General features: G+C 57.0%; 23 protein-coding genes and 1 tRNA gene. 13 read left to right on the forward strand and 11 right to left on the reverse strand.

Annotation, left to right across the window (positions count from 1 at the left end; genetic code table 11):
- Window positions 1–216 precede the first annotated feature (216 nt).
- From uca to PSH88_RS23760, 7 genes are all read left to right on the forward strand, one after another.
- Window positions 217–3,858 (forward strand): urea carboxylase, encoded by a 3,642-nt coding sequence (uca, locus tag PSH88_RS23730; RefSeq protein ID WP_305422999.1) that lies wholly within the window; start codon window positions 217–219, stop codon window positions 3,856–3,858.
- 15 nt (window positions 3,859–3,873) lie between these two features.
- Window positions 3,874–5,652, forward strand: a complete 1,779-nt coding sequence (gene atzF, locus PSH88_RS23735) for an allophanate hydrolase (RefSeq protein ID WP_305423000.1) — start codon at window positions 3,874–3,876, stop codon at window positions 5,650–5,652.
- A gap of 92 nt (window positions 5,653–5,744) precedes the next feature.
- On the forward strand, window positions 5,745–5,963 hold the full coding sequence (locus tag PSH88_RS23740; protein ID WP_305423002.1) for a cysteine-rich CWC family protein: 219 nt from the start codon (window positions 5,745–5,747) through the stop codon (window positions 5,961–5,963).
- 45 nt (window positions 5,964–6,008) lie between these two features.
- Window positions 6,009–6,701 carry a pseudouridine synthase gene (locus PSH88_RS23745; RefSeq protein WP_305423004.1) on the forward strand — a complete coding sequence of 231 codons (693 nt, stop codon included), beginning with the start codon at window positions 6,009–6,011 and terminating at the stop codon, window positions 6,699–6,701.
- A gap of 316 nt (window positions 6,702–7,017) precedes the next feature.
- Window positions 7,018–7,902, forward strand: a complete 885-nt coding sequence (locus PSH88_RS23750; protein ID WP_305423005.1) for an alpha/beta fold hydrolase — start codon at window positions 7,018–7,020, stop codon at window positions 7,900–7,902.
- A 181-nt stretch (window positions 7,903–8,083) separates the two neighbouring features.
- Window positions 8,084–8,157: transfer RNA gene (locus PSH88_RS23755), tRNA-Gly, on the forward strand.
- Window positions 8,158–8,455: 298 nt separating this feature from the next.
- Window positions 8,456–9,016 (forward strand): magnesium transporter, encoded by a 561-nt coding sequence (locus tag PSH88_RS23760; protein WP_305423006.1) that lies wholly within the window; start codon window positions 8,456–8,458, stop codon window positions 9,014–9,016.
- Between the two features lie 31 nt (window positions 9,017–9,047).
- Here the strand turns inward: PSH88_RS23760 and PSH88_RS23765 are convergent, their stop codons facing one another.
- Genes PSH88_RS23765 through PSH88_RS23785 form a run of 5 tightly spaced genes read right to left on the reverse strand, consistent with a single transcriptional unit; the run spans window position 9,048 to window position 14,079 of the window.
- Complete coding sequence (locus PSH88_RS23765; protein WP_305423007.1) at window positions 9,048–9,365, reverse strand: cytochrome C oxidase subunit IV family protein; 318 nt, start codon at window positions 9,363–9,365, stop codon at window positions 9,048–9,050.
- A gap of 13 nt (window positions 9,366–9,378) precedes the next feature.
- Window positions 9,379–10,092, reverse strand: coding sequence for a heme-copper oxidase subunit III family protein (locus tag PSH88_RS23770; RefSeq protein ID WP_305423009.1), 714 nt, complete (start codon window positions 10,090–10,092; stop codon window positions 9,379–9,381).
- A gap of 6 nt (window positions 10,093–10,098) precedes the next feature.
- Window positions 10,099–10,791: a cytochrome c oxidase subunit 3 gene (locus PSH88_RS23775; RefSeq protein ID WP_305423010.1), complete on the reverse strand. Its 693-nt coding sequence runs from the start codon at window positions 10,789–10,791 to the stop codon at window positions 10,099–10,101.
- Window positions 10,788–12,563, reverse strand: a complete 1,776-nt coding sequence (ctaD, locus tag PSH88_RS23780; protein WP_305483575.1) for a cytochrome c oxidase subunit I — start codon at window positions 12,561–12,563, stop codon at window positions 10,788–10,790. Before ctaD ends, PSH88_RS23775 begins: the two co-directional genes overlap by 4 nt.
- A gap of 49 nt (window positions 12,564–12,612) precedes the next feature.
- A complete protein-coding gene (locus tag PSH88_RS23785) occupies window positions 12,613–14,079 on the reverse strand; it encodes a cytochrome c oxidase subunit II (RefSeq protein WP_305427048.1) in 1,467 nt (488 codons plus the stop codon).
- A 311-nt stretch (window positions 14,080–14,390) separates the two neighbouring features.
- Here PSH88_RS23785 and PSH88_RS23790 point away from each other — a divergent pair, with 311 nt between their 5' ends.
- The 3 genes from PSH88_RS23790 (at window position 14,391) to PSH88_RS23800 (ending at window position 15,619) form a co-directional block, all read left to right on the forward strand.
- Complete coding sequence (locus PSH88_RS23790) at window positions 14,391–14,726, forward strand: hypothetical protein (RefSeq protein WP_305423011.1); 336 nt, start codon at window positions 14,391–14,393, stop codon at window positions 14,724–14,726.
- 269 nt (window positions 14,727–14,995) lie between these two features.
- On the forward strand, window positions 14,996–15,175 hold the full coding sequence (locus PSH88_RS23795; protein WP_007984690.1) for a type II toxin-antitoxin system HicA family toxin: 180 nt from the start codon (window positions 14,996–14,998) through the stop codon (window positions 15,173–15,175).
- Window positions 15,176–15,211: 36 nt separating this feature from the next.
- On the forward strand, window positions 15,212–15,619 hold the full coding sequence (locus tag PSH88_RS23800; RefSeq protein ID WP_305423012.1) for a type II toxin-antitoxin system HicB family antitoxin: 408 nt from the start codon (window positions 15,212–15,214) through the stop codon (window positions 15,617–15,619).
- Between the two features lie 55 nt (window positions 15,620–15,674).
- Here PSH88_RS23800 and tam read toward each other — a convergent pair whose 3' ends face one another.
- Entirely contained in the window at window positions 15,675–16,445 is a 771-nt protein-coding gene (tam, locus tag PSH88_RS23805; protein ID WP_305423013.1) for a trans-aconitate 2-methyltransferase, read from the reverse strand.
- Between the two features lie 398 nt (window positions 16,446–16,843).
- Here tam and PSH88_RS23810 point away from each other — a divergent pair, with 398 nt between their 5' ends.
- A complete protein-coding gene (locus tag PSH88_RS23810; protein WP_280163187.1) occupies window positions 16,844–17,347 on the forward strand; it encodes an inclusion body family protein in 504 nt (167 codons plus the stop codon).
- Window positions 17,348–17,471: 124 nt separating this feature from the next.
- On the forward strand, window positions 17,472–18,008 hold the full coding sequence (locus tag PSH88_RS23815; RefSeq protein WP_305427049.1) for an AidA/PixA family protein: 537 nt from the start codon (window positions 17,472–17,474) through the stop codon (window positions 18,006–18,008).
- Between the two features lie 70 nt (window positions 18,009–18,078).
- On the opposite strand, the gene PSH88_RS23820 is transcribed toward PSH88_RS23815, so the two are convergent.
- Entirely contained in the window at window positions 18,079–19,164 is a 1,086-nt protein-coding gene (locus tag PSH88_RS23820; protein WP_123360466.1) for a type I restriction endonuclease, read from the reverse strand.
- A gap of 175 nt (window positions 19,165–19,339) precedes the next feature.
- On the reverse strand, window positions 19,340–19,486 hold the full coding sequence (locus tag PSH88_RS23825; RefSeq protein WP_174160262.1) for a hypothetical protein: 147 nt from the start codon (window positions 19,484–19,486) through the stop codon (window positions 19,340–19,342).
- 196 nt (window positions 19,487–19,682) lie between these two features.
- On the opposite strand from PSH88_RS23825, the gene PSH88_RS23830 reads away from it, so the two are divergent.
- Entirely contained in the window at window positions 19,683–20,084 is a 402-nt protein-coding gene (locus tag PSH88_RS23830) for a low affinity iron permease family protein (protein WP_305423018.1), read from the forward strand.
- A 50-nt stretch (window positions 20,085–20,134) separates the two neighbouring features.
- Here PSH88_RS23830 and PSH88_RS23835 read toward each other — a convergent pair whose 3' ends face one another.
- The 3 genes from PSH88_RS23835 to PSH88_RS23845 all read right to left on the reverse strand — a co-directional run bounded on the left by PSH88_RS23835 (window position 20,135) and on the right by PSH88_RS23845 (window position 22,333).
- Entirely contained in the window at window positions 20,135–20,638 is a 504-nt protein-coding gene (locus tag PSH88_RS23835; RefSeq protein WP_305423020.1) for a DUF4142 domain-containing protein, read from the reverse strand.
- A gap of 73 nt (window positions 20,639–20,711) precedes the next feature.
- Window positions 20,712–20,867 carry a KGG domain-containing protein gene (locus tag PSH88_RS23840; RefSeq protein ID WP_305423021.1) on the reverse strand — a complete coding sequence of 52 codons (156 nt, stop codon included), beginning with the start codon at window positions 20,865–20,867 and terminating at the stop codon, window positions 20,712–20,714.
- A 116-nt stretch (window positions 20,868–20,983) separates the two neighbouring features.
- Window positions 20,984–22,333: a sensor domain-containing protein gene (locus tag PSH88_RS23845; RefSeq protein ID WP_305423023.1), complete on the reverse strand. Its 1,350-nt coding sequence runs from the start codon at window positions 22,331–22,333 to the stop codon at window positions 20,984–20,986.
- Window positions 22,334–22,397: the final 64 nt, after the last annotated feature.

Raw genomic sequence — 22,397 nt, forward strand, 5'->3', positions numbered from 1 at the left:
GGGAGCGGGCTTGCCCGCGATAGCAGTGTGTCAGTCGACATCATTGTTGAGTGTGCTGGCCCCATCGCGAGCAAGCCCGCTCCTGCAGGGGGGCAGCGGTGGTTTCAAGTTTAATAACTCTGCCGCCGAGGACGACCTCGACGCTTATCGAAAAACTGCGGGACGGCCCGCATCCCAGGTCGAGGCTGATGCGTTATCGCCTCCGGGGGTTATGCCATGTTCGAAAAAGTCCTTATTGCCAACCGCGGCGCCATTGCCTGCCGCATCTTGCGTACCTTGGGTGAATTGCAGGTCAAGGGCGTTGCCGTTTACTCCGAAGCCGATGCCGCCAGCCTGCATATCCTGCAAGCCTTTGAGTCCCACAGCCTCGGCGAAGGCGCTGCCGCTGGCACTTATCTGGCCGTGGATAAAATTCTCGCCATCGCAAAAGCCACCGGCGCCACTGCGATTCATCCCGGCTATGGCTTTCTCTCGGAAAACGCTGCATTCGCCCAAGCCTGCGAAGCGGCCGACATCGCTTTCGTCGGCCCCACACCGGAGCAACTGCGGGTGTTCGGCCTCAAGCACACCGCCCGCGCACTGGCCAAGCAACACGGCGTGCCAATGCTCGAAGGTACCGAGCTGCTCGATAGCCTCGATGCAGCGTTGATAGCGGGCGAACAGGTCGGCTACCCGGTGATGCTCAAAAGTACCGCCGGCGGTGGCGGCATCGGCATGCGCGTGTGCCGCAGCGCCTGCGAATTGAGCGAGTCATTCGACGCCGTCAAACGCCTTGGTCAGAATAATTTCAGCGACGCCGGCGTGTTCATCGAAAAGTACATCCAACGCGCCCGGCATCTGGAAGTGCAGGTATTCGGCGACGGCCAGGGCGAGGTGCTTGCCCTCGGCGTACGCGACTGCTCAGTGCAGCGACGCAACCAGAAAGTCCTCGAAGAAACCCCGGCACCGAACCTGCCCGAGGGCATGGCCGAGGAACTCTGTGCAGCAGCAATCAAACTGGCCAAAGCGGTGAATTACCGCAGCGCGGGCACTGTGGAATTCGTCTTCGACAGCGATGCCCAGCGTTTTTATTTTCTGGAAGTGAACACCCGTTTGCAGGTGGAGCACGGTGTCACCGAACAAGTGTGGGGCGTGGACCTGGTGCGCTGGATGGTGGAATTGGCGGCCGGTGATTTGCCGCCGCTGCGCGAGTTGAGTCAGGGATTGAAAGCCAACGGTCATGCGATTCAGGCACGACTCTATGCTGAAGATCCGGGTCGGGATTTCCAGCCGAGTCCAGGTCTGCTCACTGCCGTCAATTTCCCGGTTACCGATGGCAAACACCTGCGCATCGACACTTGGGTCGAGGCCGGTTGCGAGATCCCGCCATACTTCGATCCGATGATCGCCAAGGTCATCAGCTGGGCACCGACTCGCGAAGCCGCGCGCGTCGATCTGCATCAAGCTCTGGGCGACAGCCTGCTGTACGGGGTGGAAACCAACCGCGATTACTTGCGGCAAATTCTGCTCGATACGCCCTTTGCCAGCGGCCAGCCGTGGACCCGTTGCCTGGAAGGTCTAGTCTATCAAGCCAACACCTTCGAAGTGCTCAGCGCCGGCACGCAGACCAGCGTTCAGGACTCTCCGGGACGCCTCGGTTACTGGGCGGTGGGCGTGCCGCCGTCGGGGCCGATGGACAGCCGGGCGCTGCGTCTGGGCAATCGCTTGCTGGGTAACGATCAAGGTGCAGCGGCGCTGGAAGTGACCATGAGCGGGCCGCTGCTGCGTTTCAATTGTGAGGCGGTGGTGGCCGTTACGGGTGCGGTGATTGCGTTGATGTTGAACGGTGAAGCGGTGCCGATGAATACCGCATTATTGATTCCCGCCGGTGCCACTTTGAGCCTCGGCACCATTGGCGGTGCAGGTGCGCGCAGCTATCTGTGCCTGCGCGGCGGCGTGCAAGTGCCGGACTATCTGGGCAGCAAAAGTACCTTTACCCTCGGCCAGTTTGGCGGCCATGCCGGTCGTGCATTGCGCGCAGGGGACGTATTGCATATTCCGGCCTTGAGCGACCGCAGCGCCGGGCAAAACCTGGCGACACAACACGTTACCGAGTTGCCCGCCGTGCGGCAGATTCGGGTGATCTACGGCCCTCATGGCGCCCCGGAATATTTCACCGAAAACTACATTGGCACCTTCTTCTCCACGCAGTGGGAAGTGCACTTCAACTCCAGCCGCACCGGAGTGCGGCTGATCGGGCCGAAGCCTGAATGGGTGCGGGCCGACGGTGGCGAGGCCGGGCTGCATCCGTCGAATATTCACGACAATCCGTACGCCATCGGTGCGGTGGATTTCACCGGTGACATGCCAGTGATTCTGGGGCCGGATGGCCCGAGCTTGGGCGGGTTTGTCTGCCCGGTGACGGTGATCGAGGCGGACCTTTGGCAGCTAGGGCAGCTCAAGGCTGGGGACAAGGTTCAGTTTTTGCCGGTCGATCTCAAGACTGCGCGCAATCTCGCCTTGAAATGGGACTCCTGTGGGAGCTGGCTTGCCTGCGATGAGGCCCGACCAGACACCGCATCAACTTCATCGCAGGCAAGCCAGCTCCCACAGGGGATTGTGTCGCCTGTGGTGCTGGATATTGGTCAGGGGGATACGCGGCTGGTTGCACGTCTGTCAGGCGACACGCATTTGTTATTGGAAATCGGTGCGCCCGAACTGGATTTGGTCCTGCGCTTTCGCGCTCACGCGTTGATGCAGGCATTGGAAAGCAAACACCTGCACGGCGTGATCGATCTGACGCCGGGCATCCGCTCACTGCAAGTGCACTACCAACCCGAACAACTGCCGCTGGCCGATCTGCTGGGTATTGTCGCCGGTGAATGGGACGCCGTGTGCGCCGCCAAGGACCTGCAAGTGCCCTCGCGCATCGTCCATCTGCCCCTGTCCTGGGATGACCCGGCCTGCCAGTTGGCGATCGAGAAATACATGACCACCGTACGCAAGGAAGCGCCCTGGTGCCCGAGCAATCTGGAATTCATCCGCCGCATCAACGACCTGCCGAACCTCGACGAAGTGCAGCGCACAGTGTTCGACGCCAGCTATCTGGTAATGGGCCTGGGCGACGTCTACCTCGGTGCACCGGTCGCCACCCCGCTCGATCCTCGGCATCGCCTGGTGACCACCAAGTACAACCCGGCCCGCACCTGGACCGCGGAAAACTCGGTCGGCATCGGCGGCGCCTACCTGTGCGTGTACGGCATGGAAGGCCCCGGTGGTTATCAGTTCGTCGGTCGCACGCTGCAGATGTGGAATCGCTACCGCGAAGTCGCCGCGTTCGACGGCAAGCCGTGGCTGCTGCGCTTCTTCGACCAGATCCGGTTCTACCCGGTGAGCGCCGATGAACTGCTGCGCATTCGTCGGGACTTCCCGCTTGGGCGCTTTGATCTGAACATCGAACACAGTCAGCTGAATCTGGCGGATTACCAGGCGTTTTTGGCGAAAGAAGCCCCGAGCATCGCGGCATTTCGGGATCAACAAAAAAGCGCGTTCAACGCCGAACGCGAACGCTGGATCGCCAGCGGCCAGGCGCATTTCGACAGCGAAGAGCTGGCCCCGGAAGTTACCGAGGACACACCGTTAGCCGACGGTCAGCGGAGCGTCGACAGCCACATCGCCGGCAACCTCTGGCAGGTTCAAGTGCAGGCTGGCAGCCGGGTCGCGGCGGGGGATGTGCTGGTGATTCTGGAGTCGATGAAGATGGAAATCCCGCTGCTCGCGCCCATGGCGGGCGTGGTGCGCGAGATTCGCGTGCAACCGGGTTCGGCGGTACGCGCCGGGCAGCGTGTGGTGGTGCTGGAACTCGACTCAAGCCATTAAAAAAGGATTAACGCCATGAACATCAATCTGCAACTCGACGCCCTGCGCAACGCTTACCGTGACGGCAGCACTACGCCTCGGCAACTGCTGCTGAGCCTGCGGGAAAAAGCCGCGGCACTGAATCCGGACTATCACCTGTTCATCCATTTGCTCAGTGTCGAGGAACTGGAACCGTACCTCGCCGCACTCGACGCTCGTGACCCAGGCAGCCTGCCGCTGTACGGCGTGCCGTTCGCGATCAAGGACAACATCGACCTGGCGGGCATTCCCACCACGGCAGCGTGCCCGGCGTTTGCCTATGTGCCGGAACGCTCGGCAACCATCGTCGAGCAACTGCTGGCGCTGGGTGCGATTCCGTTGGGCAAGACCAATCTCGACCAGTTCGCCACTGGCCTCAATGGCAGCCGCTCGCCGTATGGCGCTTGCCCGAACAGCGTGTTGCCGGAGTATCCGTCGGGCGGTTCCAGCGCCGGGTCGTCACTGGCGGTGGCGCTCGGCGTGGCGAGCTTTTCCCTGGGCACGGACACGGCAGGTTCCGGTCGCGTGCCCGCGGCATTGAATAATCTGGTCGGTTTGAAAGCCAGCAAAGGGCTGATCTCCACGGCCGGTGTGGTTGCGGCCTGCCGAACGCTCGATTGCGTCACGACCTTCACGGCCACGGCCCGTGAGGCCAGTCAGTTGCTCGCGCTCACCGCTCATCTCGATCCACGGGACGAATACAGCCGCAGTAATCCGCTGTGGAATGACGGTTCGGCATTCGGCACACCGCGTCCATTCCGTTTCGGCGTACCCCGCGCGCAGGATCTGGCGTTCTTCGGCTGTCCTGAAGGGCCGTTGCTGTTCGGCGACGCCATCGACCAGCTCAAAGCCATGGGCGGCGAGGCGGTCGAACTGGATTTGTCGCCGTTTCTCGAAGCGGCGCGGTTGCTCTACGAAGGGCCGTGGGTGGCGGAACGTTACAGCGTGGCCGGCGAGTTGATGGAGCAACACCCTCAAGCCGTGCTGCCGGTGATTCGCGCCGTATTGGCCAAGGCCCCAGCGGTGACCGGCGTGCAAACCTTCCGTGCCCAATACCGTCTGCAGGCCTTGAAAGCACTGTGCGACAAGGCTCTGGAAGGCCTTGATTGCGTGGTCACGCCCACCCTCGGCCGCCCGGTGACACGGACGGAGCTTGCGGCCGAACCGGTGCTGCGCAACTCGGAGCTGGGCTACTACACCAACTTCATGAACCTGCTCGATTACGCCGCCGTCGCCGTGCCCAGCGGATTCATGGGCAATGGTTTGCCATGGGGCGTGACGTTGTTCGGCCGGGCGTTTACCGATCAGTATCTGTTGAGCGTGGCGGATGCCTTGCAACGCCAGCAAGGCTTGGCCGAGCCTGCGCCGACGAACATTGCGCGCAATGATCGGGCACGGCTGGTAGTGTGCGGCGCGCATCTGGATGGGCTCGCGCTGAACTGGCAACTGAAGCAGCGTGGAGCCCGTTTGCTCGAAGCCACTCACAGTTCCCCCGACTATCAACTATATGCCCTGGCCGGCGACCCACCCTATCGCCCTGGCATGGTCCGAGTGAAGGAAGGTGGCGCGGCGATTGCGGTGGAAGTATGGGAGTTGCCAAGCAGTGAGTTGGGTTCGTTCCTGACCGCGATTCCGGCACCGCTGGGGTTGGGCAAGGTACAACTGGCGGATGGGCGGTGGGAGAGCGGGTTTATCTGTGAGCCCTATGGGCTGGAGGGCGCGGTGGATATCAGTCATTTGGGCGGGTGGCGTGCGTATTTGAACGATCGGCGTTGATTTCCAGGATCGCCGGCTTGCGCAGGAGTGCTTGCCGACCGATCATGCGCGGTCTCGGGCCAAGCAAACCGGCCGTAATCGAATGCTCCTTCATGAACAAACCTGACCTCTGCCCGGCTTGCGGCGCCTCCAACGACTGCAGCCTGGCTGACCCGCGAACCGTCGATCGTGCCTGCTGGTGCTACGGCGTCAGCATCGATCCGGCGGTGCTCCAGGCGTTGCCCGCCGAGCTGCGCGACAAGTCCTGCCTGTGCCCGGCCTGCGCTCAGGTCGAGGCACAGTTGCAAGCAGCCGCCTGGCCGATCACGTAAGATACGCGGCGCCCTCTCACCAAATCCTCCCACCGATCCCTAGCCATGCGTGTTGACCGCTTCCTCAGCAACCTGCCCCGCTTCAACCGTAAGCAGGTACGCCTATTGCTGGTGGAAAAACGCGTCAGGGTCGACGGAGAAGTCGTCAGCGACCCTCACGCCGAGGTGCTCGAGTTCAGCCGCGTGGAAGTCGACGACGAGGTGCTGCAAGCTGGCAAGCCGGCCCGCTACTTCATGCTGCACAAACCGCCCGGTTGCGTCAGTGCCACCCGCGACCCGCAACACCCGACGGTACTCGACCTGATCGATGAACCGGGCAAGGATGACTTGCACATCGCCGGCCGCCTGGACTTCAACACCACCGGACTGATGCTGATCACCAACGATGGCAGCTGGTCGCGACGCCTGACCCAACCGCAGACCAAACTACCCAAGGTGTACTACGTCGAGACCGAGCAGGAGATCACTGCCGAATACGCGATCACCTTCGCCAAAGGGCTGTATTTCGCCTTCGAAGACCTCACCACACAACCTGCCGAACTGGTCTTGCTCGGGCCAAAATCGGCGCGCTTGAGCATCGTCGAAGGCCGCTATCATCAGGTAAAACGGATGTTCGGCCACTTCGACAACAAGGTGGTGCGCCTGCACCGCGAATGCATGGGACCGCTGGTACTCGACGCTGTGTTGAAGCCCGGCGAGTACCGGCCGTTGAGTCGTGAAGAGATCCGAATGATCTAAGCAGACGACCGCTCAGCAGATGTTGTCGAACAATTTACGAAAGATACTTGCGCGATGACGTGACCCCTGCTTGAATCAGGACGTCGGCGCGAAACGTGACCGACGAGTCACCAAAACTACTCTAAGAAACTTTTTGCCGGCAGAGAACCCTCAGGTTCCGCCTTCCCCCGGCAAACTGCCCGCTTATAACAATACCCGTCGACCAGCGTGCAATGGATCGACATGGGCCTTCAAAAATTCCAGGCGTATGCCTACCTGTCACAAAGCTCGTGCAATCTGATTTGCGCGCATACCCGCTTGCCAGGAGTCTTATGTCATGAGGCCAGAAATCGCTGTGCTGGATATACAGGGTCAGTACCGGGTTTACACGGAGTTCTATCGCGCAGACGCCGCAGAAAAGACCATCATTCTGGTCAACGGCTCGATGTCCACGACTGCGTCGTTTGCACAGACCGTGAAAAACCTTTACCCAGAGTTCAATGTGGTGTGCTACGACCAGCCCTACGCGGGCAAGTCCAAGGCCCACAATCTGCATGAGAAGATGCTTACAAAGGAAATCGAAGGGCAGATCCTCCTTGAGCTGATCGACCACTTCGCCGCCGAGCATGTGCTGTCGTTTTCCTTTGGTGGCGCCGCCACGCTCGTCGCCCTCGCCCAACAGCCACGGCGCATCGAAAAGGCTGTGATCAGCTCGTTCTCGCCGGTGGTCAACGAGCACATGCTCGACTACCTTGAGCGCGGTGTCGATTATCTCGGCAGCCGTGACGGGAACCGGGTCGGTGACTTGGTGAACAGCACCATCGGCAAACACCTGCCCTCGCTGTTCAAGCGCTTCAACTACCGTCACGTCAGTTCGTTGGCCGAACATGAATACGGGCAGATGCATTTTCACATCAGCGACGTGCTCAACAGCGACCGCCAGTGCTACCTGAACGCGGCAAAGAAAATCAACGTGCCGGTGCTGTTCATGAACGGCGAATGGGACGAGTACACCGCCGCCGCCGATGCCAAGCTGTTCGCCGGCCATGTGCAGCACAGCACCTTCAGCACCCTTCAGGCCACCGGCCACTTTCTCGACATGGAGCACAAAGCTGCCTGCCGAGACAGCCGCAACGCACTGCTGGGCTTCCTGAAACCGGCGCAACACGAAAGCCGACCGCGTTACCAGTACGTCCAGGACCACCATGCATTGGCAATTTGAAACAGAGTCATCGCGAGCAAGCTCAGCCCTGCAGCGTTAAACGCATTCCTGTAGGAGCGAGGCTTGCCCGCGAATGACCGCTACGTGGTCGATGCTTTCGTTTCACCCGCGCTAAAGCCATCGCGCGCAAAGAAAAACTTCATTTTCACGCGCACATCTGGTACAAAGTCAGCCGCTCTGAGCGGGTGTCGTATAATGGCATTACTCCAGCTTCCCAAGCTGATAACGAGGGTTCGATTCCCTTCACCCGCTCCACTCAGATTTTCAGTCTTACGTCGTTTTTTGACGGGAGATGCAGGAACAGAAATAACCGGCCTCGATGGCCGGTTTTTTTGTGTCTGGGGTTTGGTGGAATCGGGCTGGGGGCGCTTGGCCCTAATGCTGCTTTCCAGCCCTTGACGCCTCCCGTCCCGCATGCTAGCGAATGCTATACTTCCTACGAATTGCATGAAGTGTGCAACGTTCCCCCATGGGTACAGATACCGACTGCAAATCTCAGTTAGCGGCTACAGACAGAGGAGGTCTACAGCCAACACGAGATGGGAGGTGTGGCATGAATCGGCACTATTACATCAGTGACAATCTCGACGAACTCGAGGCCGTTGAAAATGAACTGGAAGCCAACGGCATCAATACCGAACAAATTCATGTGCTCAGTGAACAAGTGGCGGATGTTGAAGAACATCACCTCCACGAGGTTAACTCGTTAATGAAACAGGATGTTGTTCACTCTGGCGAGATTGGTGCTGTGGTCGGTGTGCCACTCGCGGCGCTGATCCTTGCCGGCGCCTATTGGCTGGGCTGGACCGAAACCGCCGCAGGCTGGATGCCGTTTATCTTCCTGGCCATTATCATATTTGGCTTCTGCATCTGGGAAGGCGGCTTTTTTGGTATCCAGGTGCCGAACGCTCACTTCCGCAATTTTAAACAGATGGTAGAAGAGGGAAAACACATCTTCTTCGTGGATGTTGAACCGAATCAGGAATCTATATTGGACCGGGTAATCGAACATCATCCAACGCTGACGGTCGCCGGCACGGGAACGGCAGCCCCCCACTGGACAGTGGCCTGGCAGCACAAATGGCATCAGTTCAAGCGAGTGATATCAGGTTAGCCCTGGAGGCTCATGGCCATCCGGAAGCTGCTTATTGGCCGAAGGAAATAACCCGGCTGAGGAAAACATAGTCTGCCTCGGTGGCCATCAGTCCGACGAGCACCAGTAAACACAACGGTGGCAATAATATGGCGTAGACCATGGCCAACCGTTCCCAAGCCATGTGCATGAAGATGGAGACAATCAAACCTGCCTTCAACAACATGAACGTGATAATCAGGGCCCACCGAAGGTAGCCATGGAAGTGGAAATAGTCGACAAGGTACGACAGCGTGCTGAGGACGAATAACAGCCCCCAAATTTTAAGGTACAAGCTGATTGGATGTTGCTGACCCTGAACATGTGCCATCACCCGTGCTCCTCTACCATAAATAGAAGAAAGCAAAAATAAACACCCACACCAAATCCACGAAGTGCCAGTAGAGCCCGGCTATCTCGACGTTCTGATAGTTTCCGGAGCGCTCATAATCTCCCCGCAATACTTTCATCGCCACAATGCCGAGGTAGAGGGCGCCAATAGACACATGCAGTCCGTGGAAACCGGTAATCATGAAAAAGCTGGCACCAAATTGCGCCGCCCCCATGGGGTTTCCCCAGGGGCGCACCCCTTCTGCAATCAGCTTGCTCCATTCAAATGCCTGCATGCCGACGAAGGTCACCCCCAAGGCAGCGGTCGCCAGCATCAGGGCAGCGGTTTTCGCGCGATTACGGCGATAGGCGAAATTAACGGCCATGGCCATAGTGCCGCTGCTGCTGATCAGCACAAAGGTCATGATCGCGATCAGAATAAGCGGGATTTCTCTACCGCCAATCGTCAATGCGAACACTTCACTGGGGTTCGGCCAAGCGGTGGTGATGGTCATGCGTACCGACATGTAGCCGGTTAAAAAACAGGTGAATATAAAAGTATCGCTGAGCAGGAATATCCACATCATCGCCTTGCCCCAGGGGACCTGCTTGAAGACCTCTCTATCCGAGGCCCAGTCGCTGGCGATGCCCTGCCATCCCGGTGCAGGCGGCGAGTCTGGCGGATTGGATGAACTGGATTCGCCTGGGGCAAGTGGATGCGATGCCATGGTTTTTCACCTCAGGCCGCAGAATCTGGCGATGGCTTCATAGGTTTGCGGCGTGCTGGCCAGCAGCGCGAATAGCACGAACCAAAGACCCAGTAAGTAATGCCAATAGGTGGTACAGAGCTCTACGCTGACGCTGAGTTGCGGCAACGGCACGCGATGCAGGAATTTAGCGACGATTATGCTCCAGGCTATCAGCCCGCCCAGCAGGTGGAGCCCATGCAGACCGGTCAACAAGTAGAAGAAACTGTTGGCCGGATTGCTGGCGACAAAGTAGCCCCACGCGACAAACTGCTGCCAGACCCAGAGTTGCCCCACCAGAAAGGCAATGGCAAATACGCCCCCTAATACAAAACCAATGACTGTTGCGTCCAGTCGAGCCTGTCGGGCGGCCATACGCGACCACTGCAGCGCGATGCAACTGACTACCAGAAAAGCCGAATTCAGCCATAGCTGCCATAGATTGGCTAACGGCGCCAAGGGGCCTGTCAGGGGGAGCCAGTCGGCCATTTGTGAACGGGCAATAAAGGCGAACAGGAAGAGAAAGAATAACGAACTCACCACCACCAGAAACAAGCGCAGGCCTACTCTTGCGATTTGGCTTCTATCGGCACCCTCGGGGGCCTGAATACCCTCAGGATCGCGATTCCAACTGCCGCCGGGGTCAGCGCCATCGGCGTTTCTCAATAGCAGCCTGCTCATGTTTTAACGTCCACTATCTTGGTTCCGGCACTCAGTTGCCGCATCTGCTCCAGCTCCTCGGCGGAAACCGTTTGCGCAACGAAATCCTGCTCTATCCCCGGCACACTGTAGTCATAGGCCCAGCGATGCACGACCGGCAGCTTCGCTCCCCAGTTACCGTGAATCGGTGGGGTGTTCGGCGTTTGCCATTCCAGACTGGCCGCCCCCCACGGATTACTGCCTGCGGGTTTGCCCTTGAATGCACTCCAGGCCAGGTTGAACAGGAACAGCAACTGGGAAACGCCGACGATCAATGCGATCACCGTAATGAAGGCATTCAGCTCTTGCGCCGACTGCGGAATGAACGCGTAGTTTTCATAGGCGTAGTAACGGCGTGGCATGCCCTGGAAACCCAGGTAGTGCATGGGGAAGAAGATGGCGTAGGTGCCCAGAAAGGTAATCCAGAAATGCAGCTTGCCCAGGGTGTCGTTCAACATGCGCCCGGTGACTTTCGGGAACCAGTGATAAATGCCACCGAACACCACCAGTACCGGCGCGACCCCCATGACCATATGAAAATGGGCGACGACGAAATAGGTGTCCGAGAGCGGAATATCCACGATCACATTGCCGAGAAACAACCCGGTCAGACCGCCGACCAGGAAGGTGACAATAAAGGCCAGGGCAAACAGCATCGGCACGGTCAGATGGATGTCGCCCCGCCACAGAGTCAGCACCCAGTTATAGACTTTCAGTGCGGTCGGCACTGCAATGATCAAGGTGGTGACGGCGAAGAAAAAGCCAAAGTAGGGGTTCATTCCGCTGACATACATATGGTGCGCCCAGACCACGAAGCTGAGTACGCCAATCGCAATAATGGCCCACACCATCATTCGGTAGCCGAAGATATTTTTACGCGCATGCGTGCTGATCAAGTCGGAGACCAGACCAAACGCAGGCAGAGCAACGATGTAGACCTCCGGGTGGCCGAAGAACCAGAACAGGTGCTGGAACAAGATCGGGCTACCACCCTGGTGCTCGAGCTGCTGCCCAAGTGAAACCATCGCCGGCATAAAGAAGCTGGTGCCCAACAGCTTGTCAAACAGCATCATGACCGCACTGACGAACAACGCCGGGAAGGCCAGCAAGGCCATGATCGAGGCCATGAAGATTCCCCATACGGAGAGCGGCATGCGAAACAATGTCATGCCGTGCGTGCGCGCCTGCAACACCGTGGTGACGTAGTTCAACCCGCCCATGGTGGCTGCCACAATAAAAATCGCCAGTGAGACGAGCATCAGGACGATGCCCCACTCGACCCCCGGTGTTCCCTGAGAAATGGACTGTGGTGGATAGAGCGTCCAGCCCGAACCGGTGGGGCCGCCGGGGACAAAGAAACTGGAGAGCAACACCACTACCGCCAGCAGGTAGAACCAGTAACTCAGCATGTTGACATAGGGGAAGACCATGTCGCGGGCGCCCACCATCAGCGGGATCAGATAGTTACCGAAGCCACCCAGAAACAAGGCCGTCAGCAAGTAAATGACCATGATCATGCCGTGCATGGTCATCGCCTGATAGTAAGCACTGGCGTCCATGAACTCCAAAGTGCCGGGGAAGCCAAGCTGTATGCGCATCAAGCCGGACAACACCACGGCGATAACGCCCACGAAAATAGCCGTCAAGGAGTATTGAATGGCTATGACCTTGTGATCCTGACTCCAGATATATTTGGTCAGGAAGCTTTTGGGTTCGTGCAGTGCTTCTGTTTCGGCTTGCTCCGCATAGGCCATCACGTCATCCTCCTGTCGAAGTTTCGGTGCATTCCTGGCTGCTTTACGGCTACTTCCCTGGCTCCGCCTTGCTCGCATCAGCGTCGGCATTCGCTTTGGATTTGATAAAAGCGATCAGTGCGTTCAACTCCTGATCACTCGGAGCCAAGGCCGGCATGACGGCTGCATAGCCTTTGACGATTTTGGCGTTGGGATTAAGGATCGAATCCTTTATATAACCCTCATCGACCTCGATACTCGTACCGTCGGCAAGGGGTTCTGTCTTGCCATACAGGCCCTGCCAGCTGGGGCCGACCCCCTTGCTGCCGTCGACACTGTGGCAGGTCAGACAGCCGAGCGACTCTGCCAGTCGCTGCCCCTGCGTCGCCAAGTCGTCACCTCTGTCCAACTTTTCGCTGGCAGAAGGTTCTTGCGGCGCGGCACCCAGTGATTTTATCAGGGCGACGACAGCACCCAGTTCATCTTCAGTGAGAGTATAGGCCACCATGACTGGCGGGTAGCCCTGTACCAGTCGGGCCTTCGGATCGAGGATCGACTCTTTCAGGTAGGCCTCATCGACCAGCACACTGGTGCCATCGGCAAGCTGTTCAGTGCGGCCGTACAGCCCCATCCATCCCGGGCCGAGACGGGTACTGCCATCCTGGCTATGGCAGGCACCGCAGCCGTATTGTTCGACCAACTGGCGACCTTTTTCCAGCACGCTGTCCTGACTGGGTTTGGCAGCTGTCGTTAATGTTTGCGCAAAAGTCGGTTGGCTGTTCAGCCATTGATCGAAGGCGCCCCGCTCTTCCACGATCATCTGGCCGCGCATGTTGTAATGACCTAAACCACAATACTCAGCGCAAAGGATTTCATATTTCCCGGTTTTAGTCGGCGTAAACCAAAAGTACGACACCATCCCCGGCACCATGTCCATCTTGCTGCGAATTTGCGGGATATAGAAATTGTGCAGTACATCTTTAGAACGCAGTAAAACTTTCACTGGCTGATCGAGCGGAAGGCGAACTTCATTGCTTTTTATAAGCACATCGTCCTGCCCAACAGGATCCTTGGGATCAAGGCCGAGGGGATTGGTGAAATCAACAAACTTAATATCCGATTTACCCAGCTTCCCGTCCTGGCCGGGAAAACGAAAGGCCCACTGCCACTGCTGGGCGACCACTTCAAGTTCATAAGCATTTTTCGGCACGCGGATGAAATCACTGTAAACCACCAGGCCTGGCGCCAACATCGCGGCAATACCTACCGAGGTCACGATAATCAACCATGTTTCCAGTTTTTTATTTTCTGGCTGATAGTGCGCCCTGGCACCCTCCTTATGACGATAACGCATCACGGCGACCGCCATAAACACCGTGATGGCGATGAAAAAAATTCCGCTAATGATCAGGGTGATGAACAGGGTGGTGTCTATTGATCCCCAGTTAGAGGCTGCCGGTGTCGCATGCCAAGGCGCTAGTAGATGGAAGAGTACCGATGCAATAACGATTAGTATCAAGATAATTGCTATTGCCATGTTCTCTTCATCCTGTTCCTGTTGCTCATTGGTTATGCCAAAGCATCGCCACTGACGTCCAAGCAGGGCAGACAATGACCGCCCGTCCGGGCGGCAAAGTCAGTAAGAAGTATAGAACCATCGGGCTGTACCGTGAGGTTGGCAAGCGAGGCCCGGCTGCCAGCTATACTCAATTTCAGAGGACGGACGGCAGAGATCGGCTGGAAGCGGCCCAACAGACGAACCCTGCCTATGCGCGCCGCCAGGTAAGTGATGGCATTGAGAAGAGACAAGAGCCACCAAGTCCAGCAGTCCACGACGGAGGTTTCGTCATGAGTGCCCTGACGATCGAAGGCTGGTGCAAGCCCAGCCCCGACCAGAAGTCCATCCCGATCGGTGAGATCCATTTTGACGTCGATGACCCCCTTCATCTGCGTCTGGAGCAAGCTGAAGAACGTCTACAAAAGACCCATGAGCCCGAAGCCATGGTCGATGTCGACATGAGCACAATGGATTTGGTCTTGCCAGAGGGATATGGCCCCTTGTCCGACTGCCAGATGCGCGTCTATTTGCACTACGACCGCGGTCAGTTCCATTTGGTCGGGCATCGAGCGAGCGATGGAAGCTTGGTCTATTCTAACGCGGTTTTGATTGATCAGCTGCCGTAGAAGCTACGGCGTGATTCTCGGGGGAACACAATAACCGGCCCGAAGTGGCCGGTTTTTTGTACCCGAAATTTGAGCGGCCCTTACCGTTCAGCGTCGCGGCAAAACCCTGCAATACAGAAAACAGGCTCTCCCCAAACCAACGCGACATGCCCTCCTAGGCTCGTTTCATGCCGTTCTTCCATCCGTATTCAGGATGCATGGGTGGTTATAGTGTTGATTAGCGATTTTCAGTAGGTATAGTAACCACAAGCACACCACAGGGAGGTGATGTGAATAGCCGGTTTTTGATAAGCCAAATCGTTGCAGACGGCTGGTATCTGGTACGAATCAGGGGGAGCCATCACCATTTCAAGCATCCGACCAAGCCAGGACTGGTAACGGTTCCTCATCCGAAAAAGGATCTGCTCAAAAAAACGGCCATCAGTATTTTGCAACAGGCGCTGCTCTGACGAGCCGATGGACAGCGCCTTCGGAGGATGACGAACATGCTTTACCCAATAGCAATTTCCATGGGCGATGACGAACACGCCTGGGGTGTAGAAGTACCGGATATTCCAGGTTGTTTCTCCGCTGGGGAAGATCTGGATGACGCCATGGCCATGGCTCGCGAAGCCATCGAAGGCCATTTCGAAATATTGGCCGAAGACGGATCACCGATTCCGTCCGCCAACAAAGTGACCCTGCATGCGGCCAATCCGCAGTACGCAGGGTGTACGTGGGCCGTGGTGGACATCGATGTCACCAAGTACCTGGGCAAGGCCCAGAAACTCAACATCACCCTGCCCGGCTACTTGCTCAACCGCATCGACGAATACGTACTGCATCATCCGGAAGAAAAAAGTCGCTCCGGATTTCTGGCCTCGGCGGCGCTCAAGGTTTTGCAGCAGGGCTGATGGTTCGAAGGTGGGAGCCCAAAGGGACAAACGACCAGGCGCGTCCCTTTGCAGGTCAGCGCATTGCCACCATGAACAACCGCGGAAACGGCAACAACACTGAACCATCGCTCAGCGCCGGATAGGCCTGCTCGATCGCCGCCTGATACTGATTGAGATACTGAACCCGCTCCGCTTCATTCAGCAGCTCAAGAAAAGGCCGTAAACCGCTGCCCTTGAACCACTCGACCACGCCCGATGCGCCGTCCGCGAGCGGATGATAGTAAGTGGTGCGCCATACATCGACCCGGGTGCAATGGGCACGCAGCATCGAGTAATAACCGCCCGCATCCTCCATTTCCGTTCGCAGGCCAGCGACCCTTGCCAGTTTGTCAGCCCAAGGGCCATTCGCTGCGACCTCGCGCATCAACCTGTGCGACGGTTCGTTGAGGTTGTCGGGCATCTGAATCGCCAGGCTACCGCCGGGCGCAAGCCTGGTCACCAACGACGGCAACAACCGGGCGTGATCGGGCAGCCACTGCAATACTGCGTTGGCGAAAATCACGTCGAACGGGCCGGTCTCGTTCCAGGTATCAATGTCAGCAGTGTCGAAACGCAGATGGGGCAAGCGCTTGCGAGCGGCCTCGATCATATCGGGTGAACTGTCCACCCCTCGCACTGCGGCATTGGGAAAGCGCTGTACCAGCAACTCGGTGGAATTACCGGGGCCGCATCCGATGTCGATTGCCGATTGGACGTCCACTGCGGGGATGGCAGCCAGCAAATCACGCGCCGGGCGCGTTCGCTCATCTTCAAAAGCTACGTATTGTTTGGCGGACCAACTCATATCGCTCTCCTGTCGGTGCATGGTTGTAGTCAGAGGCCGACAACCGGTTCGCTAACGATACATCGACCAGTGTGCTCTGCCCTATCCGGATTTTTGGAGAACATAGGGATCTGAGTGAGTTTTTTCTTATCGCCAAATCATTGAAAGTCATAACCAAAAGAACCGTTCGTCGACCAAAGATCAAAGCGATTTTGACAGCATAGAATTGGCATCTATAGTCCTAACGCGGCCTGCTGGAAGGAACCCAACCCGTCATTTCAAGGCAAGGAGCAAGGCCAGCTCGTACCCCGTGATCGAGTGGGTTCCCCAGTAGTGTGTTCGCAACGGCCGCAAGGCAAACAAGCGTTGTCGTGCCTGGCAGGTAGCCAGGTAATCACTCTGTTCAAAGGAGCTTTACTATGTCTCGAGTCACGGATGTACTTGTTTCGATCGACACCGAAACCATTCTGAAAAACTACCCGAACATCAGCAAAAACCCTGCTGCGCCGACGCTGATCGACGTCAATCATGTGTACATGGTGACCAATCAGAACAACGTGGTGAGTGGCCAGGCCGGTGGCGAGCTCAACCTGAAAGCCCAGGTAGGCGATCTGATTCGCTGGCGTGAAACCAGCCTGTCGCAGAGCTTCGAGACTGCTGTGATTTTCTACAAGTTCATCGGTAACGTAGGCAATGATCTGATCTCTACACCCACGCCGCGCAAGGCTACCGCCTGCGTTGCCGTCCCTAACACCAGCAACCCATCGGTGCCCAGCTGCCAGAAAGTCGATAACCATTACTGGTCTTCGGAAACCCTTTCGTGCGGTAGCGTGACTTATCACTTCCACTTCCTGATCGTGGATCGCGAGTGCAAAATCGTCGGCTGCTGCTCGTGGGATCCGTTCATTACCATTCGTAACTGATGATGGGCCGGGCCCCTTGGCAACGAGGGGCCTACCGAGCTCGTTGCCGCCTCGGCTGGAATGGATTTCTTGCTTGAACTGAAGCGGCTATCGATATGCGTCAACATCATGAAAGGAATCCATGATGACTTCCGAACCGATTACCTCCCCTTCGGCGAGCGTCGTGACAGCCAATAATGTGCTGCTGATCGTCGACGCCGAATCGCTGTTTTCCCGTTATCCGCAACCCAGCCTTGAACCGCAAAAACCGACGGTGATTGAAGACGGCTTCATCTTCGTCATCAGCGGTACAGAAACAACACAAAATACTAAAAATGACAGCAAAGCGCTAACAGCCAGCAACGGACAAATTTTCCATGTCCGCGGCAGAACCGTCAGCTTGCTGGCCGAACACAGCGTTGTATTTCACAACATTTCGGTGAGCGATACCGGAATCCTTTCGCCGCCCAAACTGGTCGTCCACGGCGAGCAGACAGTCCCCGCGCCCGACCCCGCCAACCCGACTCAACCGGGTAGCCACAAGGCCGATGACCATTATTGGGAGTGCTCGTTACTGACCCCGGGCGTGGCAACCTGCGAACTGAGCTTCATGCTGATCAACCCCCGCTGTGAAGCGTTGGGGTACTTCAGTTGGAAGACTGAGGTGACGCTGTCGGCGTGAATAGATACGCGCAAAAAAAAGAACCGGCCTCAAGAGGCCGGTTCTTTTTTTTGCCGTTTACCCAACACGGCTAGTCGTAGTATCCAACTGTCTTCTTCAAGTGATCCGAATAATCGTAAATCTCATCAACAGAGCCAATCGGATGCCGGGTTTCATTCTTTTCTTCGTCAAAAATCCCAATGTACTTTTGTGAACGATTGAAATGAAGGCGACAAATCGGCTTGCGATTGTTGTCATCGAGCAAGATCCCAAAATAGCTTTGCGTATCGCGCTGTACTATCCGTTTAGCGTCCACAACCGAACGAACCACCGCACGGACAATGTGATAACCCTCCAATTCTTCCAGGGTCGTCAGCACCTTATCCTCTGATTCGTCACGCTGATCTGTCGGATCACTGCCGCCGGCAGGAACCGATCTCGATGCCAGCGCAGGCTGAATGGCACCACTCATAGCTGATTTGAGTCGGTCATTGATCTGATCATTGAGAAACTGCACGACTGCTTTTCTCGTCAGTTCGTGGAACTGCTCGCGGACTTTCTGAGTTATGACCCCGTCGTACACTCGGGAGGCGAAGACTTTTACGAAGTCGTCATCAGGTTTGATGACCTGCGAGGCGATAACCTTTTTGATCTGACTGACGTATTTCAGTTCACCTGCAGCATTGATAATCGAATCCACGTCGAATGCAGACTTGGTGAGCTTGATCAGTTCGGGGACGGAGTACTCATCGATATCCAGAAGATCGAGTTCAAGAAACGGTTTCTCATCCATCTTGTTGGGCGCATCCAGGTCGGTGAAGAATTTATAAACCTGGCCATTGGTGAGGATAGAGATTCGAGCGCTGGTGACATGGAAATAGCGAAACAGCTGGGAGGCATGATTGATGTGCAGCGACTCGCCTATTTTTTTGCATTCGATGAGGATCTGTACCTCTCCTTCCTTCATGATCGCGTAGTCAATTTTTTCTCCTTTTTTCGTTCCGATATCGCAAACGAATTCTGGAGTCACCTCACTCGGATCAAAGACATCGTAGCCCAGCACCGTACTGATGAAGGGCATAACGAAAGCATTCTTGGTCGCCTCCTCCGTCTGAATTGCAGCGCTTTGCAAACGAACCTTGGCGGCTAGGCTTGCTAACTTCTCAAAGAATTCCATGAGTGACCTCTTACTTGGTTTCGATCCGTGTGTTTGCATGCTGGCAAATTGACTGCCATTTGATACTAGACACAAACCGGCACAAAGAAAGATTCCAATCAAAGATTCCAGACGCACCAAGGCATAAGCCACATTCCTATGAAGTGCGCGAGCGATTAACTCACAGGCCAGTCATTCACTGCTTATCCGCCCCCTTCTCCTGCATCTGCACCGAAGACTTGGTCCCATCGGTGTTGTCTTTAGTCTCGTTATCCGAGTTATCGAAGCAGCCCTGCAACGCAAGCAGGCAGCAACAAAGGTAAAACGTGCGGGCGAGGTTCATGCTGTTCTCCAGTTTCAGGGGCTTGAAGTAGTGACCCATGTCGGTGGAAATGGTTGCGACTTTCTCGACCCCGAGCGATGAGCACTGACAGAGGGTTCAGCGCACTGGCGTTTCATCCCGCAGGCAATATTCAGCAGAATTTTCGTTATGCCCGTGCTGTCTGAAAATCAGGCGCATCCCTATAAGGAACACGGCAATGAAATTCGCAGAAATTGCACAGAAACTCTCCCTGTGGGCCGGCCAGCCCCGGACATTTCTGGGGGCGATCGTTCTGATTATCCTGTGGGGTTTGAGCGGGCCGATTTTCCATTTCAACGATACCTGGCAACTGATCATCAACACCTCGACCACCATCATCACCTTCCTGATGGTGTTCCTGATCCAGAACACCCAGAACCGCGACACGGACATTTTGCACTTGAAGATCGATGAGTTATTGCGAGTAACGAAAGAAGCGCAGAACGCGATGCTGGGGCTCGAATCGCTCGATCTCAAACAGTTGGAAGAATTGAGAAAGAAATATCGCCACCTCGGCGAGGGCGAAACGATTCCCCTGGACGGCACTGTCGTCCCGGAAACAAAAAAACAGGATGAATGAATTGATCCATGCCCCGCGGGTGACCGGTGACGTCACCCGCGCCATGGGTGCTAACGACTGGCTTGCAGCTCTCTGGCCATTTGCAGATGGTTTTGCAGTTTGGGCAAGGTTTCTTCGGCGAACGCTTTGATTTGCGGCACGTCCGTGGTCTGCGCTTGTTGTTGAAGCTGCTCGATGGTCTCTTGGGTGGTTTTCACCTGACTGGCGGCGTACGCCTGATCGAACGACGCATCCTCCTTCACTTCCGGAATCAAGGCTTTGGCCTTGTCCATCACCTCTTCGCGGGGTGCGACCGGTAAATCGAGTTGCTTGGCAATTTTCGCCAGATGCTGATTGGCGGTGGTGAGGTCGTTAATCACCACGATGGTGTAATCCTTGACCTCTTTGGACTCGGTTTTCTGGTGCGCCAGGCGACTGGCTTCGATGTCGGCCATGCCTTTGGCCGACGCTTCGTTGATGAATTCGGCGGCTGACTGGGCAAAGGCACTGCTGGCAAACAGCCCCAGTAACGTGACAAAACTGGCATTGCGTAAACGGGTGGCCATCCGGCTCATGGTCGCGCCCTCCTTCTTTGAAAATTCAAACGGGAGCTTGCGCCCCCGTCTTTTAATAAAACCACCTTCACTCTTACCGGGATTTCTGACCACCTTTGCGGCCCATGCCGCCTTTCGCGGAGTCTTTATCAACGGTCGTCGTGGTGGTTTTCCCACCTTTGCGACCGGCTTCAGACGCCTTCGTTCGATCATGGGCACTTCCCGAACTCGGATTTTTTGAAGTAGGCATGGTTTTCATCCTCTTGATGATGAGAGCAGCGAGCAGCCGCCCGCATAGAATAAGAATTTCCATCATCAAAAAGGTTTAAAAAACCTGGCAACGCTGCGACGAACGGTGACGGGCTTTCAGGCCCCAAGACGCAGATGATGCTGGCGCTTGGCGCGGTACATCGCCTCATCGGCATGCCTGAACAGCTGGTTTTCTTCAGTGCCATGCTCGGGGTATCGCGCGACACCGATACTCGGTTGGATGCTCAGGTTATGCCCGTCCAGACGCAGGGGCTGAGCCAGTACCTGTCGGATCTTTCCCGCCACACTCTCGGCATCCTCCGCGGCGTGGATACTGTGCAACAACACGACAAATTCATCACCGCCGATACGCGCTACGGTGTCGGTTTCGCGCACGCAGCCTTTGAGCCGATTGGCGACCGCTTGCAACAGCATGTCGCCAACCGCATGACCGAGGGTGTCGTTGACTTGCTTGAAGCGGTCGAGGTCGACGTAGAGCAACGCCATTCGACCGGAATCTGTTCGGGCCAGCGCCAGCGAGGCTTTGAGGCGTTCGCGCAGCAATTCGCGATTGGGTAACTGAGTCAATTGGTCGTACTGGGCCATGCGCTGGAGCCGGGCATGCAATTGCTTGCGCTCGATAGCGGTCGCGACCTGCGCGCAAACATACTGCAGCAATTCCTTGTCTTGCTCGGTGTAACGCTCGCCGCCGGGTACGCTTTTGACGATCAGCGCACCAATGGTGCCGTTCTGCGAACTCAATGGCACGCCCAGCCAGCAGGGTGAATCCTGGCCCGCGACCAGTGCCGCAAACCCCGCCGGCGGATTGTCCTGATCCGGCGTCAGCAGAATCGGCAAGCCGCTGCGAATGACTTCACTGCAAAGACGCCCAGTCACAGTCCCGGGCTCCTCGGGTTGCAGTTCAAGGTCGTCGACGTGATAGGGAAAGTTCAGCTGCGCGCAGTGCTCGTCATACAGCGCCACGGAGAAATTCAACGCCGGGAGCCATTCGCCGATGATCGAATGGATGCATTTGAACAGCGCCAGCAGATCTTCCGCCGCGTGGGCCGCCTCGGAGATTGCATACAGCGCCGCCTGCCGAGACTCGGCCTGTTTGCGCTCGGTGATGTCGTGGGCCACGGCAATGCGCAATTGGTCGACTTCCGACCAGCGCGCAGACCAGAGAATGTGCGCTACCCGGCCGTCCTTGCGCAGGTAACGATTTTCAAAGTTGAGCTTGGGCTCGCCCCCCATGATTTCCCGCGCGGCGTCGAGGGTGCGCTGTCGGTCGGCGGGGTGTACCAGATCTATCATCGGCAGGCCGATCAGCTCGTCGGGGGTGTAACCGAAAATGCGCTCGCAGGCAGCGCTGACAAATACGAAACGACCTTGTTTGTCCACCGCACAGACGGCGTCCAGCAAGAGGTCGATGTAGCTCGCCAGTGGCGCGGAATTACTACTTTCCATGATGCCGAGAGCGTGTCCGGACAATGCAACATTGAACAACCTTCCCTGACCGGTCATACGCCCG

Source organism: Pseudomonas wuhanensis (assembly GCF_030687395.1).
Lineage (GTDB): Bacteria > Pseudomonadota > Gammaproteobacteria > Pseudomonadales > Pseudomonadaceae > Aquipseudomonas > Aquipseudomonas wuhanensis.

Bases quoted from the DNA above. Each gene is read 5' to 3' on its own strand.
- uca (WP_305422999.1), top strand. From the start codon at position 217: ATGTTCGAAAAAGTCCTTATTGCCAACCGCGGCGCCATTGCCTGCCGC.
- atzF (WP_305423000.1), top strand. From the start codon at position 3,874: ATGAACATCAATCTGCAACTCGACGCCCTGCGCAACGCTTACCGTGAC.
- PSH88_RS23740 (WP_305423002.1), top strand. From the start codon at position 5,745: ATGAACAAACCTGACCTCTGCCCGGCTTGCGGCGCCTCCAACGACTGC.
- PSH88_RS23745 (WP_305423004.1), top strand. From the start codon at position 6,009: ATGCGTGTTGACCGCTTCCTCAGCAACCTGCCCCGCTTCAACCGTAAG.
- PSH88_RS23750 (WP_305423005.1), top strand. From the start codon at position 7,018: ATGAGGCCAGAAATCGCTGTGCTGGATATACAGGGTCAGTACCGGGTT.
- PSH88_RS23760 (WP_305423006.1), top strand. From the start codon at position 8,456: ATGAATCGGCACTATTACATCAGTGACAATCTCGACGAACTCGAGGCC.
- PSH88_RS23765 (WP_305423007.1), bottom strand. From the start codon at position 9,365: ATGGCACATGTTCAGGGTCAGCAACATCCAATCAGCTTGTACCTTAAA.
- PSH88_RS23770 (WP_305423009.1), bottom strand. From the start codon at position 10,092: ATGGCATCGCATCCACTTGCCCCAGGCGAATCCAGTTCATCCAATCCG.
- PSH88_RS23775 (WP_305423010.1), bottom strand. From the start codon at position 10,791: ATGAGCAGGCTGCTATTGAGAAACGCCGATGGCGCTGACCCCGGCGGC.
- ctaD (WP_305483575.1), bottom strand. From the start codon at position 12,563: ATGGCCTATGCGGAGCAAGCCGAAACAGAAGCACTGCACGAACCCAAA.
- PSH88_RS23785 (WP_305427048.1), bottom strand. From the start codon at position 14,079: ATGGCAATAGCAATTATCTTGATACTAATCGTTATTGCATCGGTACTC.
- PSH88_RS23790 (WP_305423011.1), top strand. From the start codon at position 14,391: ATGAGTGCCCTGACGATCGAAGGCTGGTGCAAGCCCAGCCCCGACCAG.
- PSH88_RS23800 (WP_305423012.1), top strand. From the start codon at position 15,212: ATGCTTTACCCAATAGCAATTTCCATGGGCGATGACGAACACGCCTGG.
- tam (WP_305423013.1), bottom strand. From the start codon at position 16,445: ATGAGTTGGTCCGCCAAACAATACGTAGCTTTTGAAGATGAGCGAACG.
- PSH88_RS23810 (WP_280163187.1), top strand. From the start codon at position 16,844: ATGTCTCGAGTCACGGATGTACTTGTTTCGATCGACACCGAAACCATT.
- PSH88_RS23815 (WP_305427049.1), top strand. From the start codon at position 17,472: ATGACTTCCGAACCGATTACCTCCCCTTCGGCGAGCGTCGTGACAGCC.
- PSH88_RS23820 (WP_123360466.1), bottom strand. From the start codon at position 19,164: ATGGAATTCTTTGAGAAGTTAGCAAGCCTAGCCGCCAAGGTTCGTTTG.
- PSH88_RS23825 (WP_174160262.1), bottom strand. From the start codon at position 19,486: ATGAACCTCGCCCGCACGTTTTACCTTTGTTGCTGCCTGCTTGCGTTG.
- PSH88_RS23830 (WP_305423018.1), top strand. From the start codon at position 19,683: ATGAAATTCGCAGAAATTGCACAGAAACTCTCCCTGTGGGCCGGCCAG.
- PSH88_RS23835 (WP_305423020.1), bottom strand. From the start codon at position 20,638: ATGAGCCGGATGGCCACCCGTTTACGCAATGCCAGTTTTGTCACGTTA.
- PSH88_RS23840 (WP_305423021.1), bottom strand. From the start codon at position 20,867: ATGCCTACTTCAAAAAATCCGAGTTCGGGAAGTGCCCATGATCGAACG.
- PSH88_RS23845 (WP_305423023.1), bottom strand. From the start codon at position 22,333: ATGGAAAGTAGTAATTCCGCGCCACTGGCGAGCTACATCGACCTCTTG.